We start from the raw sequence: 18,615 nt of genomic DNA, 5'->3' as shown, positions 1-18,615 counted from the left end.
ACCGCGCGGACCCCGACGTCTGACCGGGGCCACCGCCGGGCACCCGCCCCGGTCCGGCCCTAGGCTCGCGGCGTGCCCCGACGCCACGTCCGTCTCCGCCCCGCGCCGACCGCCGCCGACGACGCCCGCCGGGTCGACGCCGCCGTCCGCGGGGGCCTCGACGCCCTGCGCGCCGAGCTCGACGTCCCCGCCGCGTTCCCCGCCGACGTGCTCGCGGAGGTCGACGCCGTCCTCGCGGAGGGCCCCGCGCCGGTGCCCGGCGGGGCGCCCGCCCGCGTCGACGCCACGGACGTCCCGTTCGTGACGATCGACCCCGAGGGGTCCCGCGACCTGGACCAGGCGGTGCACCTCGAGCGGCGCGGCGCGGGCTACCGGGTCCGGTACGCCATCGCGGACGTCGCCGCCTGGGTCCGCCCGGGCGGGGCGGTCGACGCCGAGGCGCGGCGGCGGGTCGTGACGCTGTACGCGCCCGACGGCCGCACCCCGCTGCACCCGCCCGCGCTGTCCGAGGGCGCCGCCAGCCTGCTGCCCGGCCAGGACGCGCCCGCCCTGCTGTGGGAGATCGACCTCGACGCGGACGGCGCGCCGACCGACGTCGGCGTGCGCCGGGCGACGGTCCGCAGCCGCGCCCAGCTCACCTACGACGGGGCGCAGCGGGCGCTCGACGACGGCAGCGCCGACGAGACCCTCGTCCTGCTGCGCGCGGTCGGCCGGCTCCGACAGGCCGCCGAGGTCGCCCGCGGTGGCCTGACGCTCCCGACGCCCGAGCAGGTCGTCGAGGTCGACGCCCGCGGGCGCTGGTCGCTCACCAGCCGGGCGACCCTGCCGGTGGAGGAGTGGAACGCCCAGATCTCGCTGCTCACCGGCATGTCGGCCGCGCGGCTCATGCTCGACGCCGGCGTCGGCGTCCTGCGCACCCTGCCGCCCGCCGACCCGCGCGACGTCGAGCGCCTCCGGTCGACCGCCCGCGTGCTCGGGGTGGCGTGGCCGGACGGCGCGGACCACGCGACCGTCGTGCGCGGGCTCGACGCCGCCGTCCCGGCGCACGCGGCGCTGCTGACCGAGGCGACCACGCTGCTGCGCGGCGCCGCGTACGTCGCGCTCGACGGCGGCGCGCCCGAGCAGCCGCTGCACGCCGCGATCGCCGCCCCGTACGCGCACACCACCGCGCCGTTGCGGCGGCTCGTCGACCGGTTCGTCGGCGAGGTCTGCCTCGCGGTGTCGGCCGGTACCGAGGTCCCCGCGTGGGCGCGGGACGCCCTGCCGGACCTGCCGGGCCTCATGACGGCGGGGGACCGGCGCGCCTCGGCCTACGAGCGCGGTTGCGTCGACCTGGTGGAGGCCGCGCTGCTCGGCGACCGGGTGGGCGAGGAGTTCGACGCCGTCGTGGTCGACGTGCGGGACGACGGCGGCACAGGAGTCGTGCAGCTCCGGGACCCGGCGGTCCGCGGGCGGGTCGCCGGCGCGGCGCTGCCGCTCGGGACGGACGTCCGGGTCCGGCTGGCCGAGGCGTCGGTGGCGGAGCGCACCGTGCGGTTCGCGCTCGACGGCGCGGCGCACTCGGGCTGACGCGCGCCCACCGGGGTGCCGGGGCCGCGCGTCGGGGCTAGCGTCGACGGCGTGCCGAAGTCCGCCTCCGTGGCCGCCTCCAGCCGGTGGACCGACCCCGACGGGGTCCGCGTCCCCGCCGGCGAGGTGCACGCCTGGGAGCCGGGCCGGAACGAGACCGTCTGCGGCCTGTCGCTGCACAAGTCGGGGCTCGAGAGGTTCGCGCACGTCCGGTGGGCCGACGTCCAGCCCGCGACCGGCCGGCACGCCGACGAGGTCGGCCGGGTGTGCCCGCGGTGCGCGGCGGGGATGGGGCAGCGGCGGGACGAGAAGCGCTGGCGCCGGGTCGACCCGCGTCCGTAGGAGGGCACCGGGTACCGCCGGGGCACCGTGGCCGCGGGCACGCGCGCCGCCTGCGCGACGCAGCGCTCGCGCACGCGGCGGCGCACGGCGTGACGGCGGTCGGCGTGGACACCGCCGAGCCCGCCGGGGATCTCCTCGGCCTCTACCGGCGGTGGGGCTTCGCGGACCGCGACGTGATCCGGTGGCCGGGGAAGACGTACGACAGCGTGGTGCTGGTCCGGGACCTCGCCGCGGCGTGACGCGGCGCGGTCAGGACGGGTCGGCCGCGCGTGCGGTGGCGTCCGCCGCGGGCCCGGCGCCGGGACGGGCCGCGCGGGCGCGTCGCTCCGCCGCCTCCTCGGCGTCGATCCGCCGGGCGTCGAGCATCCCGTCGCGCACGCCGCGGCGCACGACCGCGTACAGGAGGAACGCGACGACGACGGCCGGGACGACCCACAGCAGGAGCGGGAGGACCAGCGGGGTCAGCGAGCCGAACATGCGGCCACGCCAGCGCCCGGCGGCCCGGCCGGGCGGGCGTTTCCCGCCGCCACGTCCGGGGCGCCGCGCGTCGCCCGATCCGCGTTCTCGGGGCCCGGGGCGTCAGCCCGTCAGCAGCGGGGTGAGCGCCACGACGACCCCGTCGGCGGGGCGGGTGGCGCCGTCGGCGGTCGCGCGGTCGGCGGCCACCGCCTCCTGCAGGTCGTCGAGCGCCTGGGCCAGGTCGGCCGCGGCCCGGTCGGCGGCCTCCGCGTCCTCGGTGCCGGCGCCGGGTCCGTCGGGGCGCAGCGCGCGCACGAGGGCGGCGCCGGCCTCGATCGCCCTCGCCGTGCCCTCGCGGACGGCGTCCGCCCGCTCCTGGTCGCCGGCGCGCGCGAGGATCGGGACGTGCACCTCCCGCTCCTCGGGCGGGGTCGCGCCCGCGTCGGCGACCGTGCGGGCGGTGGCGACGGCACGCCGGACGTCCAGCGCCACGACGGCCGCGGCGTCCAGCGAGGCGGCGTGCTTGTCCTGCCGCTGCCGCCAGGACCGGTAGTGCCGGGCGGTCCAGTTGCCCCGCGCGGCCTCCTGCGCGTCCGCGACAGCCGCCGACGCCGCGGCCCGCGCGGTGCGGAGCGCTCCGTCCGCGGGCACGGGCTCGTCGTCGTCGCGGACGGCGGCGGCGAGGGCGTCCAGGTGCTCGGCGGTGGCCGTGCGCAGCCGGTCGAGCGACCGCTCCGCCGGGGTGAGCGGCAGCGGCGGGATCAGCAGGTTGACCCCGACGCCGACCAGCGCGCCGAACAGCGTCAGGCCCACGTACGCCGAGATGTACCCCACGGGGTCGGAGTTCCCCAGGATCAGTACGAACAGCGCGGCCGTCGGCACCCAGGACCCCATGTCGCCGAGCAGCCGCCAGCCGCTGAGCAGGACGCCCGCCAGCACCACCACCGCGATGCCGGCGACCCCCGGGAGGTCGACCGCGTCCGTGACCCGCGCGATCACCGCGCCGAGCGCGATCGCCACCACCGCCTGGACCGACCGCCGGGTGGTGCCGCGCACCGTCACGGAGGTCGCGATCACGGCGCCGAGCGGCGCGTAGTACGGGTACTCGCTCCACGGGCCGGGGATGAAGCGCACGAGCACCCAGGCGATCACCGCCGCGCCGGTGGTGCGGACGGCGCGGGTCAGCCACGGCCGCGCGGCGAGGAACCGGGACGCGGCGGTGCCGGCGGCGCGGAACCGCGGCAGGCGGCGGGCGGGGGGTCGGGGCTCGGGCTCGGGCTCGAGGGCGGTGCGGGAGGTCATCGTCCTCAGCGTCGCCCGCGGCGCCGCGCCGCGCACCCGGGGGGCACGGCGCGCGGACCCGCTGCCCGGGTCAGGGGGTGAGCACGGTCGCGCGGCGCCGGCGCAGGCGCGCGCGGACCAGCGCGTGCAGCCCGACGTTCAGCCACGCGGCTCCGACGGCGACGGCGACCAGCGCGGCCCCCGGCCACGACGTGGGCGCGGCGAGCAGGCCGAGCGTCCACGGCAGGCCGAACGGCAGGGTGGCGAGGAGCGCGATCCCGGCGCCGATGTTGGCGTCCTCGGTCGGCTGCAGCGCGAGCACGAGCAGCAGCACCGTGACGGCGGCGGCGACGGCCGCGTGGGCGACGAGCAGGCGAGGGACGCGGCGCGGGCCGGGAGCGGTCATGCCGCCATCATGCCCGGCCCGCGCCGCGTCGCCGCACGTCAGTACGTGAACGCCCCGACGCGCTGCCGGAGCTCCGCCGACATCCCGGCCAGGTCGCGCACGGCCTGCTCGACCTCCTGCAGCACCTCGGTCGACCGCTCGGCCGCGCCCGCGACGCCGGTGATGCTGGTGGCGATCTCACCGGAGCCGGTCGCCGCCTCGGCCACCGAGCGGGACATCTCGGTCGTCGTGGCGGTCTGCTCCTCGACGGCCGACGCGATCGTCAGCTGGTAGTCGTTGATGCTCGCGATGATCGAGGCGATCTCGCCGATCGCCGCGACCGCGCCGGTCGTGTCGCCCTGGATCGCCTCGATCCGGCGGGCGATGTCCTCCGTCGCCTTCGCGGTCTCCTGCGCCAGCTCCTTGACCTCGCCCGCGACGACCGCGAATCCCTTGCCGGCCTCCCCGGCCCGCGCGGCCTCGATCGTGGCGTTCAGGGCGAGGAGGTTCGTCTGCTCCGCGATCGAGGTGATGACCTTGACGACGTTCCCGATCTCCTGGGACGAGGTGCCGAGCCGCGCGACCTGGTCGTTCGTGACCGCCGCGGCGTCGGTGGCCTGACCGGCGACCTTCGCGGCCTGCGACGCGTTCTGCGCGATCTCCCGGATCGAGGCGCCCATCTCCTCCGCGCCCGCCGCGACGGTCTGCACGTTGCGGGAGACCTGCTCGGCCGCGGCCGCGACGACCCCGGCCTGCGCGGAGGTGTCCCGCGACCGGCCCAGGACCGCTCCGCTCGCGCCGCTCATCTGCTCCGCCGCGGCGGCGATCGTGGTCGAGACGCCGGCCACCGAGGCGAGCGTCGTGCGCAGCGACTCCTGCGCGGTGGCGAGCGAGCGGGCCATCCGGCCGAGCTCGTCCTCGGACCGGACCTCCGGGACCACGGTGAGGTCGCCGCGTGCGAGCGCGTCGAGCGAGCGGCCGACCTCGGCCACCGTGCGGACGATCTGCCGCGTCACCAGCCAGGCGAGCAGGAAGGCCGCAGCCACGCCGACGACGAGCGCCACGACCAGCGTGGTCCGGGTCGAGGAGACCTGCTCCTGGCCGGCGGCGAACTCCGCGGCCGCTGCCTCGGCCTTCGCCTGCGACTCGCTCGAGATCTCCTCGAGCGCACCGTCGGCGTTCGGGTAGACCCCGTCGGCGTAGATCGCGCTCAGCGCGGCGGGGGAGGCGTCCGCCTCCACCGCCGGGGCGAACTCCGTGACGAACGCGGCGTGGAAGTCCGCGGCGAACGCCCGGGCCCGCTCCACGCGTCCCGGGTCCGAGGCCAGCGGCTCGTACTCCTCCAGCAGGTCGGCCAGCGTGTCCTCGCGCGCCGCGATCTCGTCCGCCAGGGCCGGGCGGTCGGCCGCCGGGGTGAACGCGTACTGGTTCACGCGCACCCGGCTGCCCTGCAGCGTCCGCTGCACCTCGTCGAGCATGTCGAGCGGCCGGACGTCCTGCTCGTACAGCGCGGCCTGGCCGGCGCCGAGCCGCTGGACGCCCGCGATCGCCAGCACCCCCATGACGGCGGCGACCGCGGTGAGCACGGCGACGATCGCGCCGATCTTGACGGCGACGGGACGGCCGGCGAACCACGACGAGCGGGGCGCGGACAGGGGCGTGCGGGGCACGGGGTCTCCTGGGGTCGGTCGGGGCCACCGGGGGAGCGGGCGGCTTCGTCCTCCCGTTCGGCCGCGCGCCGCCTAGCATGACGGCGGGGCCCGGTGGGTGTCGTCACAGGGTGAAAGCCCTGGCCAAGCGCCTTCCCGGCTGGCGGGCAACCGGTTCCGCGTGCGTGCGGTGCAGGATCCGCGCAGGCGCCGGGCGCGTCCCGTGGAGCCGGCACCGGGCGCCGGTGCGCCGCCCTAGCGTCCGACGCATGACCTTCGACGCCTGGCTCGACCACTTCCGCGCCAACCCGGCCCGCCAGCGCGCGATCGAGGCGCAGGTCGACTGGGACGTGCCCTGCGCGCTCGACGAGCGGAGCCGACGGGCGTTCGTCCGGTCGTTCCAGCGGTTCGCGCTCGGGGAGGACGGCGACGGCCGGCGGCTGCTCGCCGAGGCGGAGCGGGCGGGCGACCTGGTCTACCTGGCGGCGCTGCGGCTGCTGGTGGCCGAGGAGCAGCGGCACGCCGCGCTGTTCCGGCGCGGGCTCGCGCACCTCGGCGGGGAGCCGCTCACGGCCCACTGGTCCGACGGCGCGTTCACCGCGCTGCGCCGCGCGCTCGGCCTGCGCACCGAGATCGCGCTGTTCCTGGTCGCCGAGGTGGTCGCGATGCGGTACTTCGTCGCGCTCGAGCGGTCGGCGCCCGACCCGGTGCTCCGCGGGATCGGGCGCCGGATCGCCACGGACGAGCGGAACCACCTGCGGTTCCAGATCGACCGGCTGCGGGAGGGGTTCGCGCGGACCCCGGGGCCGGTGCGCGCGTGCGTGGGCGCGGCGTGGGTCGCCGTGGCGGCCGGGGCGACCGTCGTCGTGGTGATCGACCACCGGGCGGCGCTGCGGGCCTGCGGGCTGCGCCCGGCCGCGTACGCCCGGACGGCGCTCTGGGACGCGCGGGCGGCGGTCCGCTCGGTGCTGGGGTCGCGGCGGCACGAGCGCCTCGGCCCGGCGACGGTGCGCTGACGGCGCGCCGCCCCGTGCGCGCAACCGGTGGTTGCGCATCCGTGCGCGGCGGTCTAGCGTGATGCGCAACCGATCGTTGCGATGACGCGAGGAGGCACCGTGGAACGCCGAGACACCGAGCCGGGCACCATCGAGCGCGAGATCCACGTGGCGGCGACGCCCGAGGTCGTCTACGAGGTGGTCAGCCGGCCCGAGCACCTGCGGGAGTGGTGGCCGGACGACGCCGAGCTGGGCGAGCCCGTACCGGGCGCGGAGGGGGAGATCGTGTTCGGCCGCCGCGGCGAGCCGGACGCCGTGGTGGAGCGCCTGACCGTCGTCGAGGCGGACCCGCCGCGCACCTTCTCGTTCCGCTGGACGCACGCCCCCGGGGAGGCCGCCACGGCGGCGACCTCGCTCCTGGTGACGTTCGCGCTGGAGGGGACGGCGACCGGGACGCGGGTCCGGCTCACCGAGACCGGGTTCCGCGAGCGCGGCTGGGAGGTCGCCGTCCTCGAGCAGCGGTACGCCGAGCACGTCGAGGGCTGGGACCACTTCGTCCCGCGGCTCCAGGCGTACCTCGACCGGCTGGTCCTGGCCCCGTGACCGTCGACGACGCCCTCTGGTCGGCCGTCGGCGACCCGACCCGGCGCCGGCTGCTCGACGCGCTGCTCGCCCAGGGCGGGGGCACCGCGACCTCGCTGAGCGCGGCCGTGCCGGTGACCCGGCAGGCCGTCGCGAAGCACCTCGCCGTGCTGGACCGGGCCGGCCTGGTGCACGGCGTCGCCGAGGGGCGGGAGCGGCGGTACCGGGTGGACGACGCGCAGCTCGCGCGGGCGGCCGCGCAGCTCGACGCGGTCGGCCGGACCTGGGACGCGCGGCTGCGGCGGATCGCGTCGCTGGCGGAGCGGATCCAGCAGGAGCGGGACCAGGAGCAGGGTCGATCCGGCCCTGCCGCGGCGCAGGAGGGGGACTGACGTGGTGGACATCCGGCACCGGGTCGGCGTGCGGGCTGCGCCCGCGGACGTGTCCGCGGCCCTCACCACGCGCGCGGGCGTCGCGGGCTGGTGGACGGACCGGGCGGCGGGCGACGGCGGCGCGGGCGGGCGGCTCGTCCTGCCGTTCCGCGGCGCGGCGGAGCCGTACGCGATGGACGTCCTGACCGCCGAGCCCGGTGCGCACGTGCGCTGGCGCGTGGCCGCCGGCCCGCCCGAGTGGCTCGGCACGCACGTCGACTTCCGGCTGCGGCCGTCGGGCCCGGGCACGGTCGTCCTGTTCACGCACCAGGGCTGGGCCGAGCCGGTCGAGTTCCTGCACCACTGCAGCACGAAGTGGGCGACGTTCCTGCTCAGCCTGCGCGAGCTCGTGGAGACGGGTCGCGGCCGGCCGCAGCCGCACGACCTCCGGGTCGACGAGTGGGGATGACGCCTGGCGCGCCCGGTGCCGTCCTCCGCGCACGTCAGGAGGGCGGCGCCGGGCGCGCCCGCACCGAGCCCGGCGTGCGGCCGACGGTGCGGGTGAACGCACGGCTGAACGCCGCCTCGGAGCGGTACCCCAGCGCGTCCGCGAGCGCCGCGACCGTCGCGTCGCCCGTGCGCAACCGGTCGTGCGCGAGCGCCATCCGCCACCGGGTCACGTACCGCATCGGCGGCTCGCCCACGAGGTCGGTGAACCGCGCGGCGAACGTCGTCCGCGACATCGCCGCCTCCCGGGCGAGCCCGTCGAGCGTCCACCCGCGCCCCGGTTCGGCGTGCACCGCGGCCAGCGCCCGGCCCACCTGCGGGTCGGCCAGCGCGCCGAGCCAGCCGGTCCGCGCCGCCGGGTCGCGGTCCAGCCAGGCGCGCACCGCCTGCACCACGAGCACGTCCGCCAGCCGGGTCGCGATCGCCTCGCCGCCCGGGCGGACCTCCGCGAGCTCCGCTGCCATCAGCCGCACCGTGTCGGCGACGGGGGTCGGCCCCGGGTCCGCGGCCGAGACGTGCACGACGGGCGGCAGCAGCGCCAGCAACTCGCGCGCAGCCGGCTCGTCGAACGCGACGACCCCGCACAGCAGGATCGTCGTGCCGGTGCGCCCGTCGCCTGCCGGACCGTCGCCGGACGGACCGCCGCCGGCCGTGCCGCCGCCGGCCGCACCGCCGCCCCCGTGGCGCAGGACCGAGAAGTGCGGGCTGACGTACCGCTGGGGGAGCAGGTCCACCCGCGGCGCGGGACCGTCGCCCGGCCCGCCGCGGAGCACGTGCCCCCGCCCGTGCGGCACCAGGGCGAGATCGCCCGGCCCCAGCGCCGACGACGTCGTGGCGTCGGGGCCCGCGACCTCGACCCGGCAGGAGCCGGCCACCAGGACGTGGAAGCTCACGGAGTCCGGCACCGCCGGCATCTCCAGCGCCCACGGGTCGGCGAGCGTCGCGTGGCAGTAGAACGTCCCGCGCATGCGCAGCCGGTGCAGCGTCTCGCCGAGCCGGTCCCGGGCGTCCCAGGGTGGCGTGCTCATGCGCACCTCCTCGGGGCGGACGCCGCCCGGGGTTCGAGCGGCGTCCGCCCGAGCCTGGCACGGGACGGGACGAACGAGCAAGGACCGCGCACCAGCGGGCATGGATCGTCCTGGACCGGCTCCGTAGCGTCGGTGTCTGGCGGGCGCACCCGCCCGCCGACCGCACCGACCACCAGGAGGCAGCCATGCACGTCGTCACCGGAGCCACGGGCCGCGTCGGGGGCGCGACCGCCGCCGCCCTGCTCGCCGCGGGGGCCGGCGTCCGCGTCGTGGTGCGGGACCCGGCGCGCGCGCCGCGCTGGGCGGCCCGCGGCGCGCAGGTCGCCGTCGCCGACCTGCGGGACCGGGCCGCGCTCGCCGCCGCGCTGGACGGCGCCGACGGGGCCTTCGTGCTGTCCCCGTTCGACCTCGACGCCGCGGACCCGCTCGCGCACGCCGCCGCGGTCGCCGACTCCGTGGCGGGCGCCGTCGCGGACGCCGGCGTCCCGCACGTCGTCGCCCTGTCGTCCGGCGGGGCCGACCTGCGCGCGGGCACGGGGCCGGTGCTCGGCCTGCACCGCCTCGAGGAGGCCCTGGGCGGCACCGGCGCGGTCGTCACCGCCCTGCGCGCGTGCCACTTCCAGGAGAAGGTCGGCGACGTCCTCGACCTCGCCCGCGAGCAGGGGGTGCTGCCGGTGCTCGGCGGCTCCGCCGACCACGCCCGCCCGCAGGTCGCGACGCGGGACGTCGGCGCCGTCGCGGCGCGCGCCCTGCTGGCGCCGCCCGCCCGCTCCGAGGCCGTGGACGTCCTCGGGCCGGCGATCTCGGAGCGCGAGGTCGCCGAGGTGCTGACCCGCGCGCTGCGCCGCCCGGTCCAGCCGGTCGTCGTCGCCGAGGCGGCGTGGGTGCCGGCCCTGGCCGACGCCGGCCTGCCGCCCGCCGCAGCCGAGCTCGTCGCCGAGCTGTACCGCGCCGACGAGCGCGGCCTGCTCGCGCCGCGCGGCGACCGGGTCGTCGTCGGCACCACGTCGCCCGCGGACACCGTCGCGGCGTTGGGCGCCGTGGCGGCGGTGGCGTGATGCCGGGCTGGCTGCCGGGCGCCGTGCTCGGCGCGGCGGCCCTCGCCTCCGGGCTGCTCGCCGGCCTGCTGTGGGGCTTCGCGTGCGCGGTCGTCCCGGGGATGCGGCGCGCGGGTCCGGACGCGGCCGTCGCGGTGTTCCGGGGCGTGAACGCCGTCATCGTCCGGCCGGTGTTCCTGCTCGTGCTGCTCGGCGCCCCGGTCCTCGCCGCCGCGGGCGTGGGGCTGGCCGCGGCGGGCGCGCCCGTCGCCGTCCCGTGGGCCGCCGCCGGGCTGGCCGGGGTCCTGGCGACTCTGGCGGTCACGAGCGCGGTCAACGTCCCGATCAACGACCGGCTCGCGCGGGCTGCGCTCGACGGCGCCGACGCCCGTCGGTCGGCGTGGGCGCAGGTGGACGGCGCCTGGCACCGGGCGAACCGCGCGCGCACGGCGACCGCGACCGCAGGCACCGCGCTGCTCCTGGTGGCGGCGCAGCTCGCCGCCTGACGCGGAGGCGCACGCGACACGCCCCGGGTGCCCCCCGGAGGGCACCGCCGACGTGCCCGTGCACCCCGGTGGCGTCCGACCCGCGCCGCTACGGTGGCGGCATGGGCGGGCGGATCACGGCGGAGGAGTTCCGGGCGGCCGAGGGGGTCGCCGACTGGCGGGTGGGGCCGGGCGGGGTGCACGCGCGCTTCCGCACCGGGTCGTTCGCCGCGGGGGTCGAGCTGGTCGACGCGATCGGCGAGCTCTCCGACGCCGCGGACCACCACCCGGACGTCGACCTGCGGTACGCCACGGTGGCCGTGCGGCTCGTCTCGCACGACGTCGCCGGGCTCAGCCACCGGGACGTCGCCCTCGCCCGTCGGATCTCCGCAGCGGCGCGCGAGCTCGACCTGCCCACGGAGCCCGTCGCGGACGCCGCGCCGGTCATCGACGACGAGGGGCGCCCGGAGCCGCCGACCGCCGGCGACGAGGTCGACACGCTGCTGGGCTTCCTCGAGTTCCACCGCGCGACCCTCGAGTGGAAGACCCGCGGCCTCGACGCCGCCGGCCTCGCCACGACCGTCGGCACCTCCACGATGACGCTGGGCGGCCTGCTCAAGCACCTGGCCTACGTCGAGGACGACTGGTTCTCCCGGTCCCTGCACGGCCGGGACCGTGCCGAGCCGTGGGCGTCCGTCGACTGGGCGGCCGACCGGGACTGGGACTGGCACTCCGCCGCCGACGACGCCCCGGACGACCTGCGGGCGCTGTGGCTCGCGGCGGTCGAGCGGTCGCGCGCGGACCTCGCCGCGGCACTGGCGGCGGGCGGCCCGGACGCCCCGGCGCGCCGGGCCTGGCCGGACGGGCGTGCCCCGAGCGTGCGCTGGGTGCTCACCCACATGGTCGAGGAGTACGCCCGGCACAACGGGCACGCCGACCTGCTGCGCGAGGCGGTCGACGGCCAGGTGGGCGAGTAGCCCGGGCCTCCCGCTCGCTGCCCCGCGCGTGGCCGGGCCGGTGCTCAGGCCGTCGCGACCGCCGCGGTGAGGAGCGCGAGCACCAGGCACGTCGGCGCCATCGTCCGCGCCTCGGCGCGGCTGCGGGAGACCGCGTTGAGCAGGACGCCCACCGCGAAGTAGCCGACCAGCACCCAGGTCGCCGCGCGCGCGAAGCCGTCCGGCAGCACCGTCACGAGCCCGGAGCGGTCGAGCACCACGACCGCCATGCCGGCGTACAGCGCCACCGACACCGCGCTGCCCACCCTCAGCCGGGCCGGCAGCACGTCGTGCCCGCCGCCCCAGACGAACCGCCCGAGCGGCGCACCGAGGGCGACCAGCACCTGCAGGACGCCGAGCGCGCCCAGCACCACGACCACGAGCACCGCCGCTACCTCCGCCATGCGGTCACCGTCACCTATCTGGCAGATATAGTCAAGCCATGCCCCGGCCGCCCGCGCAGACCGACCTCGCCGTCCTCGGCGCCCTCTCGCTCGCGCCCATGTCGGGCTACCGCGTGCGCCAGGAGATCGTCAGCACCCTCGGCCACTTCTGGACGGAGAGCTTCGGGCAGATCTACCCGGCGCTCGCCCGGCTCGAGGCGCGCGGGGACGTGGGCCGCGACGACGCCGGACGGTTCACCCTCACCCCGGCGGGTCGCGGCCGGCTGCGCGCGCTGCTGCAGACGCCGCCCGAGATCGGACCGCCCCGCAACGGCCTGCTGCTGCGGCTGTTCTTCGGCCGCGAGGCGGGCCGCCGGACCTGCCTCGACCTGCTCGCGGAGACCGAGCAGGAGGTGACCCGACGCCTGGCCGGGCTCGCGGAGACCCGCGCGACGCTCGACCCGACGGACCCCGACGAGCGGTACGCCCTGCTCACCCTGTCCGCCGGCGAGCACCAGGGGCGGGCGACGCTCGCCTGGATCGCGGAGACGCGCGCCGCGCTGGAGTCCTGGCCCGACTGACGATTCGCACGACGGGTCCCGGAGGCAGGCCCGACGGGCCGGTCCCGGTCGACCCCCTTGGGCGACCTCTGGGCGGCCCCCGGGGCGACACCCGCCGTTCACCGCCGTTCACCCGCGCCGGGTACCGTCGAGGGAGCACCCGCCCGCACCAGCCTGGAGCCGCACGCCGTGAACGACGCCCGTCCCGCCCTGCCCGCCGCCGTCCTCTGGGACATGGACGGCACGCTGGTGAACACCGAGCCGCTCTGGATGGCGGCGGAGACCGAGCTGGTCGAGTCGTGGGGCGGCACCTGGACGCACGAGGACGGCCTCACTCTGGTCGGCAACCCGATGAAGGTGTCGGGCGCGGTCCTGCAGGGCCGCGGCGTCGGCCTGTCCGTCGACGAGATCGTCGACTTCCTCAACAAGCGCGTCGCAGCCGCCGTCGCCGAGGACACCCCGTGGCAGCCCGGGGGCCGCGAGCTGCTCGCCGCGCTGGCCGAGGCGGGCGTGCCGCAGGCGCTGGTCACGTCGTCGTACCGGGAGCTCGCCGACCCGTTCGCCCGGGTCGCCGGCGTGTTCGCCACGGTCGTCGCCGGCGACGAGGTCCAGCGGCCCAAGCCCGACCCGCAGCCCTACCTCCTCGCCGCCGAGCGGCTGGGCGTCGACATCGCCGACTGCGTCGTCGTCGAGGACTCGCCGACCGGCATCACGTCGGGCGTCGCCTCGGGTGCGCGCGTGCTGGCGGTCGAGGTGTTCCGCGAGCTGCCGCAGATCGAGGGCCTGAACAAGACCGGGAGCCTCGCGGACGTGTCGCTCGACGACTTCGCCCGGATCCGCTCGGGCGCGGTTCTCGACCTGCTGGGCTGATCCGCCCGGGGTGCCCGTCAGGAGGCCTGCGCCACCGGCACGACCCCGATCGCCCGCTCCACCGCGCCCTCCGGCACCTCAGGCGGCGTCCCGCCCCACGCGGGGCACACGGCCCGGTGCGCGCACCAGTCGCACAGCCGGGACTTCCGCGGCCGCCACTCGCCGGTGCGCGCGGCCTCCTCGACCTGCGCCCACAGCGAGCGCAGCCGCAGCTCCAGCGTCCGCATCTCCGCCTCGGACGGGGCGTGCCGGAGCACCTGGCCGTCTCCGAGGTAGACGAGCTGCAGCATCTTGGGCAGCACCCCGCGCTCGCGCCACAGGACGTACGCGTAGAACCGCATCTGGAACAGGGCCGACCCCTCGAAGCCGGGGTTCGGCGACCTGCCGGTCTTGTAGTCGACGACCCGCAGCGCCCCGTCGGGGGCGACGTCGAGCCGGTCGACGATCCCGCGCAGCTGCGGCCCGTCCTCCATCAGCGTCCGCACCGCGAGCTCCCGGTCGCCGGGCTGCAGCCGGTTCGGGTCCTCGAGCGTGAAGTACGTGTCGAGCAGCAGCCGCGCGCTCCCGATCCACGCCTCCCGCTCGTCGTCCGTGGCGAACATGGTCACGACCTCGGGCGACCGCTCCAGGAGCGCGTCCCAGGCCGCCGGGACGAGGCCGTGCGCCGCTGCGGGCGTCCGCTCGCCGAGAGGCAGGTCGTACAGCCGCTCGAGCACCGTGTGCACGAGCGTGCCGCGCGCGGCGGCGAGGCTGGGCGGTTCCGGCAGCTTGTCGACCACCCGGAACCGGAACAGCAGCGGGCACTGCTGGAAGTCGTTGGCGCGCGACGGCGACAGACCCGGGACGCGCGGCTCGGGCGCGGCCTCGACGTCGCCGGCGTCGGCGCCGTCGGCGGACACGGGGGCGAGCAGCTGCGGGTCGGTGGTCGTCACGGTGACAAGGCTAGGCGCCACCACCGACACGCCCGCCCGCCACGCGGCTGTCCGCGTCGCACCCGACGAACCCCCGCGGGGCCCGGCGCCGGCACCGCACGCGCCGCACGCGGGCCAGCGCCGCGGCGCACCCACCGCGGCCACGTAGCCTTCCACCCGTGGCAGAGAGAACGCGGGGCTGGGTCGTCGGGCGCGTGGCGGGGACGCCGGTCGTCCTGAGCCCGAGCAGCCTGCTCGTCGTGGCGGTCATCGCCCTGGTGTTCGCCCCGTCGGTGCGGTACCGCGCGCCGGGCCTCGGCACGGGCTCGACCTACGTCGTCGCGCTCGTCGTCGGCCTGCTCCTGCTGCTGTCGGTGCTGGTGCACGAGCTCGCGCACGGTCTCACCGCCCGCGCCCGCGGCCTGCAGGTGCGGGAGTACGCGCTCACGCTGGTCGGTGGCCACACCGCGTTCCACGGCCGGATCACCCCGCTCACCGAGGGCGTGGTGGCCGTCGTCGGCCCCGTCGCCAACCTCGCCCTCGCCGGCGTCTTCTGGGTGGTCGCCCAGGGCGTCGACCCCTTCGGCCTGCCCGCGCTCGTGCTGTTCGCCGCCGCGTACAGCAACGCGTTCGTCGGTCTGTTCAACCTGGTGCCGGGCCTGCCGCTGGACGGCGGCATGGTGCTGGAGTCGATCGTGTGGGGCGCGACGGGGGACCGGCGGCGCGGCTCGCTGGTCGCCGGCTGGGTCGGCCGGGTGTTCGCGGTCGGCTTCGCCGCCTGGGTGATCCTGCTCCCGATGCTCCGCGGCGGCCGGCCGGACCTGTGGGCGGTCGCGTGGGCGGCGATCGTCGGCGCGTTCCTCTGGTCCGGCGCGTCCGAGGCCATCAAGGGCGCCCGCGCGGGCCGCGCCGTCGACGCCCTGCACGTCGGCGCGGTCGGCACCCGCGCGGTCGGCGTCCCGGCGACCGCCGTGCTCGCGGAGGCCGACGCCGCGCGCGGGCGGGCGGGCGCCGACGCCGTCGTCCTGCTGGCCCCCGACGGCCGCCCCGCCGCGTACGTCGACCCGCAGGCCGCGAACGCCGTGGCGGCGGCCGACCGCGCGCGCGTCCCGCTCACCGCGGTGGCCGTCACGCTGCCCGCGGGCGCGGTGGTCGACGCGGACCTCCGCGGCCCCGAGCTGGTCCGTGCCGTCGCCGCGACCGCGCAGTTCTCGCCGGTCGTGGCGGCCGTCCGGGACGGCCAGGTGGTGGCCCTCGTGCGCAGCGCGGACGTGGCGGCGGCGCTGCGCTCCTAGACTCGACCCCCGTGACCGAGCAGACCCCCGCGCCCGAGCCCGCCGCCGACCCCGCCCCGACGGGCGCCGACCAGCGCCGCGGGCCCCTGCGCGTGGGGGAGCGCGTCCAGCTCACCGACCCGCGCGGCCGGCTGCACACGATCACGCTGGCCCCCGGCGCGACGTTCCACACGCACAAGGGCTACTTCCGGCACGAGGAGCTCATCGACCAGCCCGAGGGCACGGTCGTGACGTCCAACGGCGGGGTCGAGTACCTCGCGCTGCGGCCGCTGCTGTCCGACTACGTCCTGTCGATGCCGCGCGGCGCAGCCGTGGTGTACCCGAAGGACGCCGGCCAGATCGTGCAGATGGCCGACATCTACCCGGGCGCCCGCGTGGTCGAGGCCGGCGTCGGCTCCGGCGCGCTCACCATGTCGCTGCTGCGCGCCGTCGGCGACGGCGGGCGCCTGCACTCGATCGAGCGCCGCGAGGACTTCGCCGCGATCGCCCGCGGCAACGTCGAGACGTTCTTCGGCGGCCCGCACCCCGCGTGGCGGCTGTCCGTCGGCGACCTGGCGGACGTCCTGCCCGTCGCCGAGGGGCCGGGCCAGGTCGACCGCGTCGTGCTCGACATGCTCGCGCCCTGGGAGAACCTCGACGCCGTCGCCACCGCCCTCGCGCCCGGCGGCGTGCTCATCGCCTACGTGGCCACCGCCACCCAGCTGTCCCGGCTCGCGGAGGACCTGCGGGCCGACGGTCGCTACACCGAGCCGCAGGCGTGGGAGTCGATGGTCCGCGGGTGGCACCTCGAGGGGCTCGCCGTCCGCCCGCAGCACCGGATGATCGGCCACACCGGCTTCCTGCTCACCACGCGCCGGCTCGCCGACGGCGTCCTCCCGCCGCTGCGCAAGCGCCGCCCGGCCAAGGGCTCGCAGCCGGGCCAGACCGCCGAGGCGGCGCTCGTGGACGAGGTCGGCGACGTCGTGACCAGCAGGTCCTTCCAGGAGGTGCCCGACGCGGAGTGGACACCCGAGGCGCTCGGCGAGCGCGCCGTGTCCGACAAGAAGGTGCGCCGCGTGCGCCGCGACGTCGGGCAGGCGCCCGAGGCCGAGTGAGGCCGGCGCGGGCAGGACTCCGCGCCGGGGTCGACTCCCGTCGGCCCCGGCGAGGCGCCGCCGCTGCGATTGACACGTGTGGTTAGGGTCTCCCCACGACAGCCCCACAGCGCCGTGAGGTCGACCCGCGATCGGAGGTACCGGCGATGACGGAACCGACACCACGCGACCTGCAGCGCGAGCTCGCGCTCCTGGCCGCCAAGAACGAGCGCATGTCCGACGCGCTCGTGGCGGCGCGCGACCAGATCATCGAGCTCAAGCGGCAGATCGACGACCTCGCCAAGCCCCCGGGCACGTTCGCCACGTTCCTCGCCGCGCGCGAGGACGGCACGGTCGACGTCGTCTCGTCCGGCCGGAAGATGCACGTCGGCGCCAGCCCGGCGATCGACGTGCACCGCCTGCGCCCGGGCCAGGAGGTCATGCTCAACGAGGCCCTCACGGTCGTCGAGGCCGGCGGCTACGAGCAGGTCGGCGAGCTCGTCACGGTGAAGGAGCTCCTCGGGCGCGACCGCGCGCTCGTCGTGGGCCGCGGCGACGAGGAGCGCGTCGTGCGCCTGGCCGGCCAGGTCCTCGACGGCTCCGTGCGGGTCGGCGACGCGCTCACCGTCGAGGCGCGCAGCGGATTCGTGTTCGAGCGGGTGCCGCGGGCGGAGGTCGAGGACCTCGTGCTCGAGGAGGTCCCGGACATCGACTACGCCGACATCGGCGGCCTCGGCCCGCAGATCGAGGCCATCCGCGACGCCGTCGAGCTGCCCTTCCTGCACCCCGACCTGTTCCGCGAGCACGGCCTCAAGCCGCCGAAGGGCGTGCTGCTCTACGGCCCGCCCGGGTGCGGCAAGACGCTCATCGCGAAGGCCGTCGCGCACTCGCTCGCCGCGACGTCGGCCCGCGCGCGCGGCGAGGAGGTCACCGAGGCCAAGTCGTACTTCCTCAACGTCAAGGGCCCCGAGCTGCTCAACAAGTACGTCGGAGAGACCGAGCGGCACATCCGGCTGATCTTCTCCCGGGCGCGCGAGAAGGCGTCCCAGGGGCACCCCGTCGTGGTGTTCTTCGACGAGATGGAGTCGCTGTTCCGCACCCGCGGCACCGGCGTGTCCAGCGACGTCGAGACGACGATCGTGCCGCAGCTGCTCGCCGAGATCGACGGCGTCGAGCGGCTGGAGAACGTCATCGTCATCGGCGCCTCCAACCGCGAGGACATGATCGACCCGGCGATCCTGCGGCCCGGCCGGCTCGACGTGAAGATCAAGATCGAGCGCCCCGACGCCGAGGGCGCCCGCGAGATCTTCGCGAAGTACCTGACCCCGGACCTGCCGATCCACCCCGACGACCTCGCGGAGCACCACGGCTCGACCGCCGCCGCCGTCGACGCGATGATCGCCCGGGCCGTCGAGCGGATGTACTCGGAGAACGAGGAGAACCGGTTCCTCGAGGTCACCTACGCGAGCGGCGACAAGGAGGTCCTCTACTTCAAGGACTTCAACTCCGGCGCGATGATCCAGAACGTCGTCGACCGCGCGAAGAAGTCCGCGATCAAGGACCTCCTCGCGACCGGGCAGCGCGGCCTGCGCGTCGAGCACGTGCTCACCGCGTGCGTCGACGAGTTCAAGGAGAACGAGGACCTGCCGAACACCACCAACCCCGACGACTGGGCGCGCATCTCCGGCAAGAAGGGGGAGCGCATCGTGTTCATCCGCACGATCGTCCAGGACAAGAAGGGCGAGGAGGCCTCGCGCCGGATCGAGAACGTCACGAGCACGGGGCAGTACCTGTAGGCGAGCCCGGGTGGCCCCGCCCGTCGCCGACATAGGGTGGGC

The 18,615-nt window shown here is 77.2% G+C and carries 22 protein-coding genes and 1 pseudogene; 16 read left to right on the top strand and 7 right to left on the bottom strand.

Translation table 11 applies throughout. The annotated features are described in order from the left end of the window. Positions 1–72: 72 nt before the first annotated feature. The 4 genes and pseudogenes from Cpa01nite_RS14810 (at position 73) to Cpa01nite_RS18910 (ending at position 2,150) form a co-directional block, all read left to right on the top strand. Positions 73–1,569 (top strand): RNB domain-containing ribonuclease, encoded by a 1,497-nt coding sequence (locus Cpa01nite_RS14810; RefSeq protein ID WP_203669520.1) that lies wholly within the window; start codon positions 73–75, stop codon positions 1,567–1,569. A 51-nt stretch (positions 1,570–1,620) separates the two neighbouring features. After that, positions 1,621–1,911 (top strand): hypothetical protein, encoded by a 291-nt coding sequence (locus Cpa01nite_RS14805; RefSeq protein WP_203669519.1) that lies wholly within the window; start codon positions 1,621–1,623, stop codon positions 1,909–1,911. Then, a pseudogene (locus tag Cpa01nite_RS18980) lies at positions 1,836–2,012 on the top strand (hypothetical protein); the annotation flags it as partial. The gene Cpa01nite_RS14805 and the pseudogene Cpa01nite_RS18980, both read left to right, overlap by 76 nt. 3 nt (positions 2,013–2,015) lie before the next feature. Beyond that, a complete protein-coding gene (locus tag Cpa01nite_RS18910; protein WP_275406259.1) occupies positions 2,016–2,150 on the top strand; it encodes a hypothetical protein in 135 nt (44 codons plus the stop codon). Positions 2,151–2,160: 10 nt separating this feature from the next. Here Cpa01nite_RS18910 and Cpa01nite_RS14800 read toward each other — a convergent pair whose 3' ends face one another. The 4 genes from Cpa01nite_RS14800 to Cpa01nite_RS14785 form a co-directional block, all read right to left on the bottom strand. Further along, positions 2,161–2,388: a hypothetical protein gene (locus tag Cpa01nite_RS14800; protein WP_203669518.1), complete on the bottom strand. Its 228-nt coding sequence runs from the start codon at positions 2,386–2,388 to the stop codon at positions 2,161–2,163. 102 nt (positions 2,389–2,490) lie between these two features. Further along, positions 2,491–3,672, bottom strand: a complete 1,182-nt coding sequence (locus tag Cpa01nite_RS14795; RefSeq protein ID WP_203669517.1) for an FUSC family protein — start codon at positions 3,670–3,672, stop codon at positions 2,491–2,493. Positions 3,673–3,742: 70 nt separating this feature from the next. After that, positions 3,743–4,057, bottom strand: a complete 315-nt coding sequence (locus Cpa01nite_RS14790) for a hypothetical protein (RefSeq protein WP_203669516.1) — start codon at positions 4,055–4,057, stop codon at positions 3,743–3,745. Between the two features lie 38 nt (positions 4,058–4,095). Next, positions 4,096–5,706: a methyl-accepting chemotaxis protein gene (locus Cpa01nite_RS14785; protein WP_239068812.1), complete on the bottom strand. Its 1,611-nt coding sequence runs from the start codon at positions 5,704–5,706 to the stop codon at positions 4,096–4,098. 248 nt (positions 5,707–5,954) lie between these two features. Here Cpa01nite_RS14785 and Cpa01nite_RS14780 point away from each other — a divergent pair, with 248 nt between their 5' ends. The 4 genes from Cpa01nite_RS14780 (at position 5,955) to Cpa01nite_RS14765 (ending at position 8,102) form a co-directional block, all read left to right on the top strand. After that, positions 5,955–6,701 carry a ferritin-like domain-containing protein gene (locus tag Cpa01nite_RS14780; RefSeq protein ID WP_203669515.1) on the top strand — a complete coding sequence of 249 codons (747 nt, stop codon included), beginning with the start codon at positions 5,955–5,957 and terminating at the stop codon, positions 6,699–6,701. 99 nt (positions 6,702–6,800) lie between these two features. After that, on the top strand, positions 6,801–7,283 hold the full coding sequence (locus Cpa01nite_RS14775; protein ID WP_239068811.1) for an SRPBCC domain-containing protein: 483 nt from the start codon (positions 6,801–6,803) through the stop codon (positions 7,281–7,283). Beyond that, the gene (locus tag Cpa01nite_RS14770; protein ID WP_203669513.1) at positions 7,280–7,654 is read left to right on the top strand and encodes an ArsR/SmtB family transcription factor; all 375 of its coding nucleotides are present in this window, start codon (positions 7,280–7,282) and stop codon (positions 7,652–7,654) included. The genes Cpa01nite_RS14775 and Cpa01nite_RS14770 overlap by 4 nt, the downstream gene beginning before the upstream one ends. Positions 7,655–7,658: 4 nt before the next feature. After that, positions 7,659–8,102 carry an SRPBCC family protein gene (locus Cpa01nite_RS14765; protein WP_239068810.1) on the top strand — a complete coding sequence of 148 codons (444 nt, stop codon included), beginning with the start codon at positions 7,659–7,661 and terminating at the stop codon, positions 8,100–8,102. 34 nt (positions 8,103–8,136) lie between these two features. Here Cpa01nite_RS14765 and Cpa01nite_RS14760 read toward each other — a convergent pair whose 3' ends face one another. Then, a complete protein-coding gene (locus tag Cpa01nite_RS14760; RefSeq protein ID WP_203669511.1) occupies positions 8,137–9,168 on the bottom strand; it encodes an AraC family transcriptional regulator in 1,032 nt (343 codons plus the stop codon). 185 nt (positions 9,169–9,353) lie between these two features. Between Cpa01nite_RS14760 and Cpa01nite_RS14755 the strand changes: the two genes are divergently transcribed. The 3 genes from Cpa01nite_RS14755 to Cpa01nite_RS18945 all read left to right on the top strand — a co-directional run bounded on the left by Cpa01nite_RS14755 (position 9,354) and on the right by Cpa01nite_RS18945 (position 11,667). Then, the gene (locus Cpa01nite_RS14755) at positions 9,354–10,226 is read left to right on the top strand and encodes an NmrA family NAD(P)-binding protein (protein WP_203669510.1); all 873 of its coding nucleotides are present in this window, start codon (positions 9,354–9,356) and stop codon (positions 10,224–10,226) included. Further along, a complete protein-coding gene (locus tag Cpa01nite_RS14750) occupies positions 10,226–10,711 on the top strand; it encodes an anthrone oxygenase family protein (protein ID WP_203669509.1) in 486 nt (161 codons plus the stop codon). The genes Cpa01nite_RS14755 and Cpa01nite_RS14750 overlap by 1 nt, the downstream gene beginning before the upstream one ends. 101 nt (positions 10,712–10,812) lie before the next feature. Continuing rightward, the gene (locus Cpa01nite_RS18945; RefSeq protein WP_308439391.1) at positions 10,813–11,667 is read left to right on the top strand and encodes a mycothiol transferase; all 855 of its coding nucleotides are present in this window, start codon (positions 10,813–10,815) and stop codon (positions 11,665–11,667) included. Between the two features lie 44 nt (positions 11,668–11,711). Here the strand turns inward: Cpa01nite_RS18945 and Cpa01nite_RS14735 are convergent, their stop codons facing one another. Continuing rightward, the gene (locus tag Cpa01nite_RS14735; protein WP_203669508.1) at positions 11,712–12,089 is read right to left on the bottom strand and encodes a hypothetical protein; all 378 of its coding nucleotides are present in this window, start codon (positions 12,087–12,089) and stop codon (positions 11,712–11,714) included. Between the two features lie 38 nt (positions 12,090–12,127). Here Cpa01nite_RS14735 and Cpa01nite_RS14730 point away from each other — a divergent pair, with 38 nt between their 5' ends. After that, positions 12,128–12,649, top strand: a complete 522-nt coding sequence (locus Cpa01nite_RS14730) for a PadR family transcriptional regulator (RefSeq protein ID WP_203669507.1) — start codon at positions 12,128–12,130, stop codon at positions 12,647–12,649. Between the two features lie 168 nt (positions 12,650–12,817). Continuing rightward, entirely contained in the window at positions 12,818–13,498 is a 681-nt protein-coding gene (locus Cpa01nite_RS14725) for an HAD family hydrolase (protein ID WP_239068809.1), read from the top strand. Between the two features lie 17 nt (positions 13,499–13,515). On the opposite strand, the gene Cpa01nite_RS14720 is transcribed toward Cpa01nite_RS14725, so the two are convergent. Continuing rightward, the gene (locus Cpa01nite_RS14720; protein ID WP_239068819.1) at positions 13,516–14,397 is read right to left on the bottom strand and encodes a RecB family exonuclease; all 882 of its coding nucleotides are present in this window, start codon (positions 14,395–14,397) and stop codon (positions 13,516–13,518) included. 191 nt (positions 14,398–14,588) lie between these two features. On the opposite strand from Cpa01nite_RS14720, the gene Cpa01nite_RS14715 reads away from it, so the two are divergent. The 3 genes from Cpa01nite_RS14715 to arc all read left to right on the top strand — a co-directional run bounded on the left by Cpa01nite_RS14715 (position 14,589) and on the right by arc (position 18,573). Continuing rightward, a complete protein-coding gene (locus Cpa01nite_RS14715; protein ID WP_203669506.1) occupies positions 14,589–15,704 on the top strand; it encodes a site-2 protease family protein in 1,116 nt (371 codons plus the stop codon). An 11-nt stretch (positions 15,705–15,715) separates the two neighbouring features. Next, positions 15,716–16,798, top strand: a complete 1,083-nt coding sequence (locus tag Cpa01nite_RS14710; RefSeq protein ID WP_203669505.1) for a tRNA (adenine-N1)-methyltransferase — start codon at positions 15,716–15,718, stop codon at positions 16,796–16,798. A 146-nt stretch (positions 16,799–16,944) separates the two neighbouring features. Further along, the gene (arc, locus tag Cpa01nite_RS14705; protein WP_203669504.1) at positions 16,945–18,573 is read left to right on the top strand and encodes a proteasome ATPase; all 1,629 of its coding nucleotides are present in this window, start codon (positions 16,945–16,947) and stop codon (positions 18,571–18,573) included. Positions 18,574–18,615 lie beyond the last annotated feature (42 nt).

This window comes from Cellulomonas pakistanensis (genome assembly GCF_016862755.1).
GTDB lineage: Bacteria > Actinomycetota > Actinomycetes > Actinomycetales > Cellulomonadaceae > Cellulomonas > Cellulomonas pakistanensis.
Note: the sequence above shows the minus strand (reverse complement) of the source record. Positions and strands in the feature narration are given on the sequence as shown.

Coding starts and splice junctions, on each gene's coding strand:
- Cpa01nite_RS14800 (WP_203669518.1), bottom strand. CDS start 2,388: ATGTTCGGCTCGCTGACCCCGCTGGTCCTCCCGCTCCTGCTGTGGGTC.
- Cpa01nite_RS14795 (WP_203669517.1), bottom strand. CDS start 3,672: ATGACCTCCCGCACCGCCCTCGAGCCCGAGCCCGAGCCCCGACCCCCC.
- Cpa01nite_RS14790 (WP_203669516.1), bottom strand. CDS start 4,057: ATGACCGCTCCCGGCCCGCGCCGCGTCCCTCGCCTGCTCGTCGCCCAC.
- Cpa01nite_RS14780 (WP_203669515.1), top strand. CDS start 5,955: ATGACCTTCGACGCCTGGCTCGACCACTTCCGCGCCAACCCGGCCCGC.
- Cpa01nite_RS14760 (WP_203669511.1), bottom strand. CDS start 9,168: ATGAGCACGCCACCCTGGGACGCCCGGGACCGGCTCGGCGAGACGCTG.
- Cpa01nite_RS14755 (WP_203669510.1), top strand. CDS start 9,354: ATGCACGTCGTCACCGGAGCCACGGGCCGCGTCGGGGGCGCGACCGCC.
- Cpa01nite_RS14750 (WP_203669509.1), top strand. CDS start 10,226: ATGCCGGGCTGGCTGCCGGGCGCCGTGCTCGGCGCGGCGGCCCTCGCC.
- Cpa01nite_RS18945 (WP_308439391.1), top strand. CDS start 10,813: ATGGGCGGGCGGATCACGGCGGAGGAGTTCCGGGCGGCCGAGGGGGTC.
- Cpa01nite_RS14735 (WP_203669508.1), bottom strand. CDS start 12,089: ATGGCGGAGGTAGCGGCGGTGCTCGTGGTCGTGGTGCTGGGCGCGCTC.
- Cpa01nite_RS14730 (WP_203669507.1), top strand. CDS start 12,128: ATGCCCCGGCCGCCCGCGCAGACCGACCTCGCCGTCCTCGGCGCCCTC.
- arc (WP_203669504.1), top strand. CDS start 16,945: ATGACGGAACCGACACCACGCGACCTGCAGCGCGAGCTCGCGCTCCTG.